The following is a 12,355-nucleotide window of genomic DNA, read 5'->3' as shown; positions in this document are numbered from 1 at the left end:
CACGCCTGCCCCACTCATGGCTCAAGATCCGGCAAGGTGAAGTCCATGTAGCGGCGCTCTTCGGCGACGGTGGCGGCATCAACCACGCCTGCATTGCCTGCGCCGAGGGTCTGGATCGCTTCCAGTTCCCACATCCGGGTCATGGCGATAGCAAGTTCCGCCGTGACGCGCGTGTTATGATCCATCGAGGCTTTGAGATCCTCCATGTCCGGGATCATCTCGACCAGACGTTCCACCCGTTCGAGAGACTGTTCCGCCTCTGCGTGGCTGTTCTGCGCCGCCGCCGACATTACAGCACCTGTGGTTGCCCGCGTGGCCACGCCTTCGGCGCCCGGATTGCCGCTGGTGGCGATTTCGCGGAGTGAATCCTCGTCGAACCCGGCACTTGCCAGCGCCTGTTCCATCTGCGTGCGCATGGGCCCGGCATTGGGCCCGATGAGAGCGCTCCAATCGCCCGCCTGGATGCCCCGGATCAGGCCGGGGATGTCTTCGAAGTTGGCCTCAAGCAAAGTGTCGAGGTTCCCGCCCATGGCAAGCCCGAGGATGCTGCGCGGCCCGGTGAGCGAGGCATACATCTCGTTCAGCTGATCGAGCTGGCTTTGCAGCATGTCCAGTTGCTCCAACGCATTGTCCAGAAGATCGGTCTGGATCCCGAAATCCTGCAACATCTGCTGAAGCTGGCGGATTTCCTGGGCAATGTTCTGAGTGTCCACCGTGGGCACACCCTGTGCCGCGACAGGTCCGGTGACATTGAGGGCAAGCGCGAGAGCGATGCTACCGGCGAAAAGGGAACGGGGCAGGCGCAGGTTCAACGCAAATCCTCCTGACTGAAATCCATGAATTGCCGCTCGGCAGCCTGGGCCGCCGCCAAGGCGATCTGCTCGGCGCTGAGTGGCTCGGTTCGGGCGGCCTTGATCCGGGTCCGGATTGCGACCAGCCGGGCCAGTTCGGCCCGGGCATAGGTGTTGAGCGCGATGGCCTCGTGGAGATCCTCGGTCTCACCAATGCGGGTGATGATGTCCTGAACCCGCAGCGCGGCGGCACGGACCGAGACCAGCGAATAGTCACCATAGACCCCTGCGCCGTGGGCCGAGAGGCTGAAACTCGCGTTGGCGAGGAGCACAGGGTCGATGGTGCCGAGCGCATCGATGCCGCCTACGGCCGCGAGGTAGCTGTTGTACTGCTGCGGGATCACCACGACATAATGCTGGGTTTCCGCGAATGGTGGCACACCGCCATAATCCTGCACATTGCCCGGCCCGGCGTTATAGGCGGCGAGCGCATGGATAATGTTGCCATCGAACATGTTCAGCATTTGTGCGAGGTATCGCGCACCGCCGGTGACCTGCAGATAGGGATCGTCGTAATAGGCCGGGTAGATCCCGAGATCGCCCGCGGTACCGGGCATGATCTGGGTAAGTCCGAAGGCCCCCACGGGCGAGCGTGCCCCGATCTGGAAACGGCTTTCCTGCCAGATCAGCGCCTGCAAGAGACAGCGCCATTGCACGAGCGAAAGACCTGCGCGGCCGACCCCGGACAGACTATGGGTGTCGCGTGCTGCGCGGATGATCAGCTCCTCGATCCCCTCCCGGGCATCGCCGAACATCCGCGCTGCCGCTGGGTTGGTGTCCTCGGGCGCATAAAGACTGGCGGCCGCGCTTTCGACGTCGTCTACCGCCTCGAGCCCCGCCACGGTTCCGGCCACGTCTCCAGCGCCAAGCGACATGGCATCCATCAGCCCTTCGAGGGAGGCGAGTTGCTGGCGCTCGATTTCGGCCAGTTCCTCCTCGCGGCTTAGCCGGTCCTGCTGCAGTGCCAGGTCCCGATCGGTCTGCTCAAGGATGGCCTGCCGCTCTGCGAAGAGGCGCAGATCGAAGGTCGGCACGCCTTGGGCGACCGCTGGCCCCAGTGTGGGACCTGCCAGTGCAAAGCCGATCATCGAGAGAGGAAGCCAGGTCCGCATTGGCTCAGCCGCCCGCCCCCAAGAGGACGAAATCGCAGGCCGTGTCGCGGCGCGTGACCTCCGCCCCCATGGTCGAGATCGTGGCGGTGGCGGTTCCCACCTGCGCAGGAGCCTCGCGAAAATTGAAGCAGTTGGCTTGCGGGGGGTTATACTGCGCACAGGCTGTCAGGGTCAGGCCGAGCCCGAGCAGCACGACGCTGCGAATGATGGTACGGGTCATGTCACTCTCCAGAAATCAGGACGTTCGCGATAATCAGCGCCGACAAGCGCTTCGCCCTTCTCCATTCCGCCAAGGATGGTCACGAGGGGGCCGAGCGCGCTGAGATCGGCATCGATCACGACGGAACCACGGTCGTCGCGTACAAGCGCGAGCCGCGAGGCCGAGCCGACGCCTAGAAGCACGTCGAGCTCTTTCTCGGTCAGGCCGAGCATCGCGTAGTCAGCGGCGGAAGCACGAATGTTGGGCAAGAGCACCTGCGTCGGCACCGCTTCCACGATGGTCTTGCCGGTGCGCGTGCGCTCGAGCTGGCTGGCATATTGCGTCATCATCACGACGACGGCGTTCTGCTTGCGGGCGGTCACCAGCCAATTGCTGAGCCGCTCCGCAAAATAGGCGTTGTCGAGGGCTTTCCATGCCTCGTCGATGACGATGATGGTGGGCTTGCGGTCTTCGATCACGCGCTCGACCCGGCGGAAGAGGTAGGACAGGACCGCCATGCGTTCCCGCTCGCTCTCGGAATCGAGGATTCCGGTGAGGTCAAAGCCCGCGATGTCACCGTCGATGCTGAAACTGTCCTCGGCATTGGCCCCGAAGATCCAGCCGTAGCGACCCTCGGCCGTCCATTCCTGCATACGCTCGAAGAGATCGCCCTCGTCATCGGTCGAGACCAGCAGCGAGGCGAAATCCGACCAGTTCCGCAGGCCCGCATGTCCTGCGCTGGCGTTCTGGCGCACGACTTCCTGCAGTCGGTTGGTCTGAACCGGGGTCAGCGGTCGATCGCGCCGCTCCAAGAGGCTCGCGAGCCAATCAGCAAGCCATGCCTGGCCCCGCACGTCGATCTCGGTCTGGAGCGGATTGAGGCCCGTGGGGCGCCCCGCCCGCACGGTCGAATAGCTGCCGCCGAGCGCGCGGACGGCCATCTCCATGCCCGCGCGATAGTCGAAGACGAAGACCCGCGCACCTGCCCGCCGGGCCATGGTCATCAGGAAAGCCGCCAGGACGGATTTGCCGGAGCCGGGACGGCCGAGGATCAGCGTGTGGCCTCCCGTGGGCTCGCGTTCCGGCGCGCCCTGTTCGTGGAAGTTGAAGCGAAAACCACTGCGCTCAGGTGTCGGAAAGAGCGTGATCGGCACGCCCCAGGGGACTTCCCGCCCTGTCTTTCCGAGCGGGGTGCGGTGGAAGGTAGCGAGATCGGCGAAGTTGTGGTTCGTGATCGCGGCCTTGCGGCTGCGCGCCCCAGTATTCCCCGGATGCTGCGCCATGAAATGCGCCCGTGCGCCGAAGGCTTCCGAGATCAGGTTGATGCCGGAGGTGGCGGAGATGTTGCGGATTTCGGCCGCGATGTCGTCAAGCGCCGTCTGGGTGCGGGCATAGACGGCCACGGTCATGTGGTGCTCGCCAAAGATCAGGCGTTTGGATTCCAGATCGTCCTGCGCGAGTTCCAGTTCCTGGGCGAGACTGACGGCTCCGTCATTGGCGGCCTGCATTAGCCGCAGCTGCCGCTTGATCCGGCCCGCCATGATGTTGGCGTTGATCGGCACAAAAGAGTGCGTGACCACCATGTCGACGGGCAGATTCAACTCGTCGAGCATCAGGCTATCGGTCTTGGCGGGGTAGTTCTTCACCGCAAAGATCGCCCCGAGCTTGTCGCCGACGGCACCGTCCGAGAGTGCGATGGTCGTGCCGCGGAAGGTGACGCGCGTATTGGCTACGTCCTCGGCGATCACACCGAGGCGCGACCGGGGGAAGAGCGGGTGCTCCTCGCCCGTGTTGAGTGAACCGAGGAAGCCCAGAAGCTCTCCGGTGCTTGCGGCCAGCAGGCGGGGCTTCAGCTCATCGAAGGAGGACAGCAGAAACCCCACAACCTCGTCGAGCTTGCGCAAGCGGCGGGTGGTGTCGGCCGCATGTCGCGAGCGAGACGCCCCAAGTCCTAACGGCAAGCGGCTGCGGGTCTCAGGTCGCTTCAGCACCGTCAGGGTCAGCGTCTTGTCGCGCAAACCCGCGCGGCCGAGATGCGCGTGCCATCGTTCGTCGACGGCAGCCGCAAACCCCTCGCCCGGAACGGGCGGCAGGGTCACATCAACCGCTTTCGACACCTTGTGCAGGTAGAAGGAGAACTCCGTCCCCACCTGCGCGACGATGCCAGCCAGCAACCCTCCGATCCGGTCGAGATGCCCGTCCTCGCTCGTGGTGCTGTTCACCCCCTCGAGCCTGATGCACTGCATCAGTTCGTTGCCGCGTGTTCGGATCGTCCGGTCGGTCACGAGGCTCACGTAGGGCAGCATCATTGAGAGCCGCTTCTCGCCCTTGACCCATGCGGGTAGCGCAGTCAGCGGATCGAGCGCCTCCGCTACGTCATTGGCAAGTCCATCACGGGGCATAGCTGTCGCCTCCGTGCAGCTTGCGGTTCGTGGTCGGCGGGGTTTCCTGCAGGGTGATCACCAGGACATCGAGGAAGTTCGGATCCCAGTCTGCGGCTTTCCAAAGCGCCGGCCAGGCCAGCCCCGCGAACACAGCCACCACCCAGCTCTGCACCCAGAGGAACAGAAGCGTCGAGCCGAAGAGCCAGACCATGGCATACATGATCGGCAAGCCCATCAGCTTGGGTGGCCTGAGAAGACCGATGAACACGCGGGACTGGTCAGCCATGGATGGAGCTCAGGTGGTCCAGATGGCGGCGACGATGGTCGGTGCTGCGGCGATGCCCGCGATTGCAACCACGACCCAGAGCGCCTGACGAAAGTCGAGGATGCCAAAGAGCCAGGAAAGGAACACCCCGATCAGTGCGAGCGTGCCAATCACGATCCCCAAGGGACCGGTGATCGCATCGACAATTCCTTGAAGCAGGGTCTGTACCGGCGAGAGATCGATGCTCTGTGCAAGCGCTGGACCCGCCAGCACGATAAGGGCCATCGCGCCGAGCGCGACGATCGAAGGTCTCGATGTCATGAAAGATCTCCTCTGAGCCGCTCAAACACGGCAGTCACACGGGCCACATGCCCTTGGGTTTCGCGAAAAGGGGGAATGCCGCCGTGGCGTGTGACCGCCTCAGGGCCAGCGTTGTATGCCGCGAGGGCCAGAGAGCCCTCGCCGAACTGGTCGAGCATCATGAGCAGGTAGCGAGCTGATCCGTCGAGGTTCTGCGCAATGTCATGTGGGTCCACGCCGAGGTCGCGGGCAGTATCCGGCATAAGCTGCCCGAGGCCTATGGCACCGACAGGGCTACGTGCAGCCGGATTGTATGCGCTCTCGACTTCAATGTTGGCTCGGTAAAGGAGCGCCCAATCAGTGACGGAAAGCCCCGCGCGACGCAGCGCACCATGCCCGGCATACCGTAGCGCCGTGGTCTCGATCGCATGGAGGATTTCTGGGGTGGCTCGGGCGGCGGATCGAGCCGGGATCGCTGTCTCGCTCGTTGCGTCAGGAACGCGAGGTTCTGCGAAGAGAAAAAGGCGCCCGTTTGCCTCTTGAGAAGTGGAAATCAATTGGCCGTCTGGGCCAACCGAAAAGATGAAACCGTCGGCCAGGGCCGGGGGCGCGGAACAAACGCCTGTACCCAAAGCAACGACGAGCGCGGTCGCGCGGTCAGCTGCCTTTGACCGGAGGCGCGGCGTGGCGTTCGCGGCCACCTTCTTCAAGTGGGATGCTAGCGGTCGTACAGCCCATGTCGGCCAGGAAACTGACAAGGCCAACGATGGTTTTGAAGTCGCGGAGCTTGAGGACGCTTCGGCTGGTGACGAGCATCTTATCGTCACGCCCATCAGTGGCGACGGCGCGGATGACCCACGAGCCGTACCAGCTGTTATGGCGCTTCTCTGCTCTCTCCTTGCAGACCACCTCAATGAGGTAGCCCTCGGCGAGCAAGCCGCGCAGTCCGTCTTCTGTAACCACATTCGGGGCTTCTTCTATCATGGCCTTCCCTTGGGTCCTTGTTCTGCCTGGGTGCAGTATCAGGCCCACGGGGTCGCAACACCGTGAGCGATACAAAACAACATTAATGATAGCAAGACGATATATTCGAGTTGACGAACCGTCTTTGGCTGCAATAGGTAGCTATCGCACGAAACCATAAATTTGAAGTGGCAAAGGAGTTTTGCCCTGCGCATGTTTTGTGCATTTCGACACGGCTTGCTTGGTCTTGTTGTGCCTTTCGGACTGATCGGCCAAATCGCAAACGCCTGTATCGCGCCGGAACGGCCCTTCCTGCCCGAGCGGCCGGAAGACGTTCGAGAATATGCCGATCTGCTGCGTTCTGATTTCGAAGACTACATCGCCGACATCCAGGAACACTTCCTTTGCCTTGATGCTGAGCGTCAACGTGCGTTTCAGGAGGCACGCGAGGTCAGTGAAGACTATGGAAGACTGGTCGAACTATTGGAATGAAGAAACGCATGGGCTTAACCGCCGTCGAGATCCTCGTAGTAGACGAGCGCGGGCATGTTGCGGCGCTGGTGCACGATGCGCAGGATGACTGCCGCGCCATCCGCCGCATCGAGCCGCTTGTAGAAGATCACGTGACGCTGGCAATTGACGGACCGCATCCCCGGGACAAAGAGACTCCTGTCCCGGCCCAGGTCGGGATCCCCGGTGATCCGTTCGAAGGCGGTGACCAACTGGCGGTAATAGACGAGCCATTGGTCCCTGCCCCAGGTCTCGACGGTGTAGGTGCGTATCTCTTCAAGGTCGGACTTGGCCTGATCGGAAAGCCGAATGGTCATGTAGGTCAGCGATCAAACGCATCTGGTTCGAAGGCATGAGCATCGAACTCGGCGAAGTCCCCATTTTCGGCTAGGGCGGCTGCCATCTCGAGATCGGCCTTGAGGGCGTAGAACTGCCGGGCGCCATCCTTCTCCATCAGCATCCTGACGCCGGCGCGCACGACTTCGCTCAGATTGGCGTAGGCGCCAGACTCGATCTGCGCCTGCGCATATTTCTGCATCGGTTCGGTCAGGTGGACGTTTGGCATCAGACTCTCCTATTCATGCTCAATCATATCAGATACTGACACAAATCTTCAAGCTGATGTTCGATCTCAACAATGGCTCGTTGCTCCATCCCGTCCTTCTGCGTCCGGGTTCCAGCCGGGGAACCAGGCGGGACAGTTTTCCGATACTGCCCGTCCCGAGTCCATGAGCGCTGCGACACGCCGTTTGACGAACTCAAGCGGTCTGTTCCTCCATGACCGCTTTAATGGCCGCATTGAATTACCACATTTGTATTTGATTACAGATGTTTGTTTGAAAGCTGACATGAAGGGGGGCCGCAGTTAGGGCCACTTTCAAGACGCCGAAACAGCCAGAACCGAAGTCAGATCTTGGAAGCCGTCAAGCGACACAAACGAACAATCGCAAGCAACCATCAATCAAATCACCTTGCTATCATTAATGTTGGTTCGTATCGATGCACCATTATAGATGGAGTCGGCATCATGAAGCACATGATCCACAGCGTGGCAACAGCCACGGCACTAAGCATATCCGGACTAATGGCCTCGTTGTCCGTCGTCAGAGTTTTTCGGACTTCTGGGGCCGTTTTGTAACGAAGGCTCTGGCTCGGTTTCTGTTCAAGTTTAGGCGGCAGCGACTTGGTGCTGCAACCGGCGGTTTCGGATTGTCTGTTTTTTGATCTCCTCTCGCATCTTCAGGATTTTCGCGCCGCGACCGTGATAGACGTCGGCGGGTGTCAGGTTGGCCAGGCTCTCGTGGTAGCGGTAGTTGTTGTAATGGTCGACGAAGGCGCCGATCTGGCGTTCCAGGTCGCCGGGCAGGAAGTAATTTTCCAGAAGAACCCGGTTCTTCATGGTCTGGTGCCAGCGTTCGATCTTGCCTTGGGTTTGCGGGTGATGCGGGGCGCCACGAACATGATCCATGCCCTTGTCCCCAAGGTATTCGGCCAGGTCGGCCGCGACGTAAGACGCACCGTTATCGCTGAGCAGCCGGGGCTTGTGCACGACCGTGGCCTGATCGCAGCCCGAGGCCTGCAGTGCCAGGTCCAGCGTATCGGTGACGTCTGCGGCCTTCATCGTCGTGCAGAGCTTCCAGGCGATGATGTACCGACTATAGTCGTCGAGGATGGTGCTGAGATAGAACCAGCCCCAGCCGATCACCTTCAGATACGTGAAGTCCGTTTGCCAGAGCTCGTTCGGGCGGCTGGTCTTGTCGCGGAACTCATCGGCCGCCCGGATCACCACATGAGCCGGGGCGGTGATTAGATCCTCGGCGCTGAGAATGCGGTACACGGACGATTCCGAGACAAAGTAGCGCTTCTCGTCGGTGTATCTGACCGCCAGTTCGCGGGGCGTCAGGTCTTCATGCTCCAGCGCAAAATCGATAACATCGGCGCGCACCGTGTCCGGGATGCGGTTCCAGACCGACGCAGGACGGGGCGAACGATCAGCCAGGGCGTCGAAGCCACCGTCGCTCCAGCGGGCGTACCAGTCGTAGTAGGTGCTGCTGGGGATACCAAGCATCTTCAGGGTTTGTCGGGTCGGCAGATGCGACGCCTCGACCGTGTGGATGATCTCGAGCTTCTCTGAGGCGGGGTATCTCATTCTCCGTCCTCCCCATCTCCGATCATGCTTTTTTTGAGCAGCCGGTTCTCGAGTGTCAGCTCGGCGACCACTTCCTTCAGGGCCAGTGCCTCGGATCGCAGGCCCTTAACCTCGGGAACCGTTGCCTGACGGGCGGTATCACCCGACAACCGGGCTTTCCCGGCTTCTAAGAACTCTTTCGACCAGGAATAATACAGGCTCTCGGCAATGCCCTCACGGCGGCACAGCACGGCGATGCTCTCTTCGCCCCGAAGACCAGCCAGGACGATCCTGATCTTCTCCTCGGCCGAGTACTGCTTGCGGGTCTTTCGTTTGATGCCCTTGACCAGCTTGTCAGCGGCGTCTTTCGATGTTCCGGATGTCTTGTTCATCTTCGCTCCATAATGGCTTCGATGAACCAGAAATCCTCCGTTGCTCAAACCCCTAAATCTGTCCGATGGGTGCTGACGTCAGACACTGGCAGGAGTTTGACGGATTCCAGACGGTTCATGACCATAACTGGGTTCGCCTGATGAAGTTTTTGCGTCAGATCGCCAAAGAGCGCGAGTCCTCCCATCTGCGTTCCATGGCCCTTCACATCCTCCAATCCCCAAGCCGGATTTGCGGCATGTCGATCATCCACGCTAAGCGCCGACTGAATCAGAGGATGCGCCCGACTGATACCAGTATCCAGGAGCGTAACGTAGCCAGCATTGGGGTGATCCGAATAGGTGGTCCGGCCTGAAAGCTCATCGACCCACTGTGCCTGTTCGGCCACCGGCAAGCCGTCAAAGAAATCTGCAGTGATTGTCGGAGCGGCAAGTGCGCGTACGCCGCCCAGTCGCCGGACGGCTTTGGCAAGCTGATTGCGATCGGCCTGGACGACCACCACTGTATCTTCGGGAAACTCCAGCCGATCCGCGCCCACAGTCACACCAAAGATAGGCGCTGCTGCAACGAAGGCCTCGGTCATTTGGGGCTCGAGCCAAACCTCCCAGACTGCCGCAATATCCGCCGCGGGAAACTTGCCCGGCGGGCTGCGCCAGAGGGCACGCAATCCCGCTTCCGTAATGGCAGTGACGCTTTGAACCAAGTCTGCATTCTTGGTCGGCCCGGGATGAATTCACCATCTTTCTCGCGATCAGGCGTGTCTTCCGTCCGAAACTGGTCGACCTTTTTGCGCAGGTTCTCAATACCCTTGGCTGTTGCAAACACCGTCGCACGCTCTTGGGCGCCACCTGGAATAGGAAAATCTTCGATGCGGAGAAGCATAAGGCCACTGGCGTCTAGGCTATCCTTTTTCAGGCGCTCGTCGATACGGGAGCTGATTTCGAGATAAACGCCGGGAAGCTCAGTGGCCGGAATATCCGGCAACGCGTCGATGGCCTGAAGCAGCGCTTGGGCGTGCGCAGCGCGATTGGGGACATCACTTGGTCTTTTGGACCCGCCCCTGCCCTTTGCCTGGAATGGGCGAGGTTGTCCTAGATTGCGAAGGTGGAAGTGTGGAAGCTCTCGTGCCATTGTCATTGGTCCCTAAATCTTGGAGCGACCGTCGGCGTTCGAGGGCGTCAAGCAAATCCTGTGTCGCAATCTTGTCAGTATCATTCAAAACCGCACGTCTCGCGGCATCTTCCGCCGCCGCCACAATATCGGCCGTTGAGAGGCCAGTGGCGACATCCGTCACCCGCTTCCATCCTATTCGATTGAACGAGAAACCGATCAGACGGCGTTCGAGTGCCTGTCGGATGGCGGGACCATCGGGCATCACATAGGGCAACACGAGATCGAAGCGGCGCAGAACGGCGCGGTCAAGAATTCCCGGCAAGTTTGTAGTGGCGACGACGATCGAAGGCCCTGTGTCTTCATCCAGGAACTGCAAGAATGAGTTCAGAACCCGCCGGGCTTCGCCGACATCGTTCTCACCGCCCCGGGCCGCAGCCAAAGCGTCAATTTCATCGAACAGGTAGATACCGCGTGTCGTCTTGATGGCATCAAAGACCATCTTCAATTTCTGCGCCGTTTCGCCCATGAACTTCGTTATTAGACCGTGGAGCATGACCGAAAATAAGGGGTACTGCAGCTCCCCGGCCAGTGCTGACGCACTCAGTGTCTTGCCGGTACCGGGAGGACCAGAGAGGAGAACGCGCCTCCGTGGCTTCAGGCCTTTTGCCTCGAGCTTTTCGCGCATACGCGTCTCGAAGACGAGATGCGACAGTTCACTCCCAATCCTATCCGGTAAAATTACATCGACGAGTCGCTCCGTCGGATAAGACGCGGCAAGAAACTCTGCAAGATCGCCGCGAGGCGTTGCGATAGGGGTGACTGCAGGGGTTCGCTTTGCTGGCGGCTTTTGCCCCGCTTCAGCCCACTGCCGCAACTGTTCAGCCAGTCGGGTGTGTCCCTTCTGCTCTTCGGCCGCCGAGAGTTGCATCGCCAGATCGTAAAAACGATCAGCGTCCCCTTCTGCGTGGCTCTTGACGAGACCGATGAGTTGTTGGGCGGAAGCCAAAGTCGAACTGCTCTTTCTGAATGATCATTTTCAGCGTTGATAGGGTCTTTTCTACATCCGAACCCTTTAACAGACCAGACAATTTGCACGGTTTGCATGCGGAGTGTGTCGGTTTTGTGCACTCGACCATCGACCTGAGTCCCAGCCTGTCGGCCTCCCCAGCTCGGCTTCGCGTGTCGCAGGGGAGAACGGCCCTTCGGTCCGTCGCGCATTCGGCCATGCGGCCTCACCGCGGCGTCGCACCCAGGCCCCGGTTTGCCCGCCTCGCGAGCACGTCCCTCCCCGGCCGCTCCGCCGGATTGCGCTCTGGTCTGTTTTGCGGGGCAAAACGATCCCGCCGCTTCATCCGTCTTCCGAGTCCGGTCGGGCCGTTTGCCTGCTCGGGTCGGGCAAACCTACCGTCAAAACACACACATAAGTGCGGAAGCATATCCTCCGGATGGCCCCCAAATCAGCCCGCGTCAAGGATCGCAAAACTTTTCGGCGAGGGCGCGGCCCGTGGCGCGGGGCGGTCCCATGCGTGAGGGCGCGCATGTGTCGGGTGCAGCGCGCGGAAAACTTTTGCGTCCGGCAAGCCGGCGGCTGCGCCGTCCCTGACCCGGGCAGATTCGGAAACCAGGCATTCGGCCATGCCCCCACACTCACGTGGTGGCCTTGGAACCGAACACTGGAGACCAGACATGGCTTACGACACCGCAAACACCTACGAGACGATCGAACTTTTCGGACTGACCGAGAAGGACGCGCAGCTGCCGATCCCGGAAGATCACGTCCTGAGCGACCACATCATCCGCGAAAGCTTCGAGGTTCTGCTCGGTCAATTGCGCAACACCGGGCTTGAAGCCGAAATCGAACCGCTGGCCCATGGGCTCGCCACGATCCTGCAGCGCCGCAAGGTGGCGCTTGGCAAGGAGGTCGACCGCACCGCCGACAAGATCGGTGCGCTGGCAAAATCTCACGACGGATCAGAGATCGCCGAGACCGCGCTCGAAGAGGCGCAGGCGCGCTTTGTGCAGCTGCGCGAGATCGTCAGCGCCATCGAGGTAATGAGCGAGGCTGCGGCGGAATGCTACGAGATCGAGACGGGCCACGCCTTCATCCCGGCAGCCGGGTCGCGCGCGAGCGTCCGGGCGC

At 61.1% G+C, this 12,355-nt stretch carries 15 protein-coding genes and 1 pseudogene; 2 read left to right on the top strand and 14 right to left on the bottom strand.

Translation table 11 applies throughout. From position 1 onward, the window contains the following. Positions 1-14: 14 nt before the first annotated feature. The 8 genes from TQ29_RS19470 to TQ29_RS19435 are packed head-to-tail and all read right to left on the bottom strand — an operon-like array spanning position 15 to position 6,095. Positions 15-812: a type IV secretion system protein gene (locus TQ29_RS19470; protein WP_054540763.1), complete on the bottom strand. Its 798-nt coding sequence runs from the start codon at positions 810-812 to the stop codon at positions 15-17. Further along, positions 809-1,963 (bottom strand): lytic transglycosylase domain-containing protein, encoded by a 1,155-nt coding sequence (locus tag TQ29_RS19465; RefSeq protein ID WP_054540762.1) that lies wholly within the window; start codon positions 1,961-1,963, stop codon positions 809-811. Before TQ29_RS19465 ends, TQ29_RS19470 begins: the two co-directional genes overlap by 4 nt. A 4-nt stretch (positions 1,964-1,967) precedes the next feature. Next, a complete protein-coding gene (locus TQ29_RS19460; RefSeq protein ID WP_054540761.1) occupies positions 1,968-2,183 on the bottom strand; it encodes a hypothetical protein in 216 nt (71 codons plus the stop codon). Continuing rightward, a complete protein-coding gene (locus tag TQ29_RS19455; protein WP_054540760.1) occupies positions 2,180-4,564 on the bottom strand; it encodes a type IV secretion system protein B4 in 2,385 nt (794 codons plus the stop codon). Before TQ29_RS19455 ends, TQ29_RS19460 begins: the two co-directional genes overlap by 4 nt. Next, on the bottom strand, positions 4,554-4,832 hold the full coding sequence (locus TQ29_RS19450) for a type IV secretion system protein VirB3 (protein ID WP_009574151.1): 279 nt from the start codon (positions 4,830-4,832) through the stop codon (positions 4,554-4,556). The genes TQ29_RS19455 and TQ29_RS19450 overlap by 11 nt, the downstream gene beginning before the upstream one ends. A 9-nt stretch (positions 4,833-4,841) precedes the next feature. Then, the gene (locus TQ29_RS19445; protein WP_054540759.1) at positions 4,842-5,132 is read right to left on the bottom strand and encodes a TrbC/VirB2 family protein; all 291 of its coding nucleotides are present in this window, start codon (positions 5,130-5,132) and stop codon (positions 4,842-4,844) included. Further along, positions 5,129-5,812 (bottom strand): lytic transglycosylase domain-containing protein, encoded by a 684-nt coding sequence (locus tag TQ29_RS19440; protein WP_054540758.1) that lies wholly within the window; start codon positions 5,810-5,812, stop codon positions 5,129-5,131. The genes TQ29_RS19445 and TQ29_RS19440 overlap by 4 nt, the downstream gene beginning before the upstream one ends. Then, entirely contained in the window at positions 5,769-6,095 is a 327-nt protein-coding gene (locus TQ29_RS19435; RefSeq protein ID WP_010138156.1) for a hypothetical protein, read from the bottom strand. The genes TQ29_RS19440 and TQ29_RS19435 overlap by 44 nt, the downstream gene beginning before the upstream one ends. 216 nt (positions 6,096-6,311) lie before the next feature. On the opposite strand from TQ29_RS19435, the gene TQ29_RS19430 reads away from it, so the two are divergent. Further along, complete coding sequence (locus TQ29_RS19430; RefSeq protein ID WP_082386803.1) at positions 6,312-6,566, top strand: hypothetical protein; 255 nt, start codon at positions 6,312-6,314, stop codon at positions 6,564-6,566. Positions 6,567-6,580: 14 nt separating this feature from the next. On the opposite strand, the gene TQ29_RS19425 is transcribed toward TQ29_RS19430, so the two are convergent. The 6 genes from TQ29_RS19425 to TQ29_RS19400 all read right to left on the bottom strand — a co-directional run bounded on the left by TQ29_RS19425 (position 6,581) and on the right by TQ29_RS19400 (position 11,221). After that, the gene (locus TQ29_RS19425; protein WP_054540757.1) at positions 6,581-6,901 is read right to left on the bottom strand and encodes a type II toxin-antitoxin system RelE/ParE family toxin; all 321 of its coding nucleotides are present in this window, start codon (positions 6,899-6,901) and stop codon (positions 6,581-6,583) included. Between the two features lie 5 nt (positions 6,902-6,906). Continuing rightward, complete coding sequence (locus tag TQ29_RS19420; protein ID WP_054540756.1) at positions 6,907-7,149, bottom strand: type II toxin-antitoxin system ParD family antitoxin; 243 nt, start codon at positions 7,147-7,149, stop codon at positions 6,907-6,909. Between the two features lie 603 nt (positions 7,150-7,752). After that, positions 7,753-9,104, bottom strand: a protein-coding gene (locus tag TQ29_RS19415; RefSeq protein WP_157445679.1) for an IS3 family transposase whose coding sequence is annotated in 2 segments (ribosomal slippage) — positions 7,753-8,768 and positions 8,768-9,104 — 1,353 coding nt in all. Because the reading frame shifts where the segments join, the coding sequence is not laid out codon by codon here. A gap of 44 nt (positions 9,105-9,148) precedes the next feature. Next, positions 9,149-9,685 (bottom strand): S8 family serine peptidase, encoded by a 537-nt coding sequence (locus tag TQ29_RS19405; protein ID WP_157445678.1) that lies wholly within the window; start codon positions 9,683-9,685, stop codon positions 9,149-9,151. Beyond that, positions 9,682-10,086, bottom strand: a complete 405-nt coding sequence (locus TQ29_RS20855; protein ID WP_157445677.1) for a hypothetical protein — start codon at positions 10,084-10,086, stop codon at positions 9,682-9,684. The genes TQ29_RS19405 and TQ29_RS20855 overlap by 4 nt, the downstream gene beginning before the upstream one ends. Positions 10,087-10,138: 52 nt before the next feature. Then, positions 10,139-11,221: an ATP-binding protein gene (locus tag TQ29_RS19400; RefSeq protein WP_054540752.1), complete on the bottom strand. Its 1,083-nt coding sequence runs from the start codon at positions 11,219-11,221 to the stop codon at positions 10,139-10,141. Positions 11,222-11,901: 680 nt separating this feature from the next. Between TQ29_RS19400 and TQ29_RS19395 the strand changes: the two are divergent. After that, a pseudogene (locus tag TQ29_RS19395) lies at positions 11,902-12,355 on the top strand (DUF2493 domain-containing protein); the annotation flags it as partial.

Origin of the sequence: Actibacterium sp. EMB200-NS6 (assembly GCF_001305615.1) — a bacterium.
GTDB classification, from domain to species: Bacteria; Pseudomonadota; Alphaproteobacteria; order Rhodobacterales; family Rhodobacteraceae; genus Actibacterium_A; species Actibacterium_A naphthalenivorans.
The sequence above is the reverse complement of the archived record's forward strand: the minus strand, read 5'-3'. Positions and strand labels throughout refer to the sequence as shown.

What these genes read in the sequence shown, in the direction of transcription:
- TQ29_RS19405 (WP_157445678.1), bottom strand. Translation starts at nt 9,685, where the DNA reads ATGACCGAGGCCTTCGTTGCAGCAGCGCCTATCTTTGGTGTGACTGTG.
- TQ29_RS19445 (WP_054540759.1), bottom strand. Translation starts at nt 5,132, where the DNA reads ATGACATCGAGACCTTCGATCGTCGCGCTCGGCGCGATGGCCCTTATC.
- TQ29_RS19455 (WP_054540760.1), bottom strand. Translation starts at nt 4,564, where the DNA reads ATGCCCCGTGATGGACTTGCCAATGACGTAGCGGAGGCGCTCGATCCG.
- TQ29_RS19460 (WP_054540761.1), bottom strand. Translation starts at nt 2,183, where the DNA reads ATGACCCGTACCATCATTCGCAGCGTCGTGCTGCTCGGGCTCGGCCTG.
- TQ29_RS19435 (WP_010138156.1), bottom strand. Translation starts at nt 6,095, where the DNA reads ATGATAGAAGAAGCCCCGAATGTGGTTACAGAAGACGGACTGCGCGGC.
- TQ29_RS19420 (WP_054540756.1), bottom strand. Translation starts at nt 7,149, where the DNA reads ATGCCAAACGTCCACCTGACCGAACCGATGCAGAAATATGCGCAGGCG.
- TQ29_RS19425 (WP_054540757.1), bottom strand. Translation starts at nt 6,901, where the DNA reads ATGACCATTCGGCTTTCCGATCAGGCCAAGTCCGACCTTGAAGAGATA.
- TQ29_RS19465 (WP_054540762.1), bottom strand. Translation starts at nt 1,963, where the DNA reads ATGCGGACCTGGCTTCCTCTCTCGATGATCGGCTTTGCACTGGCAGGT.
- TQ29_RS19450 (WP_009574151.1), bottom strand. Translation starts at nt 4,832, where the DNA reads ATGGCTGACCAGTCCCGCGTGTTCATCGGTCTTCTCAGGCCACCCAAG.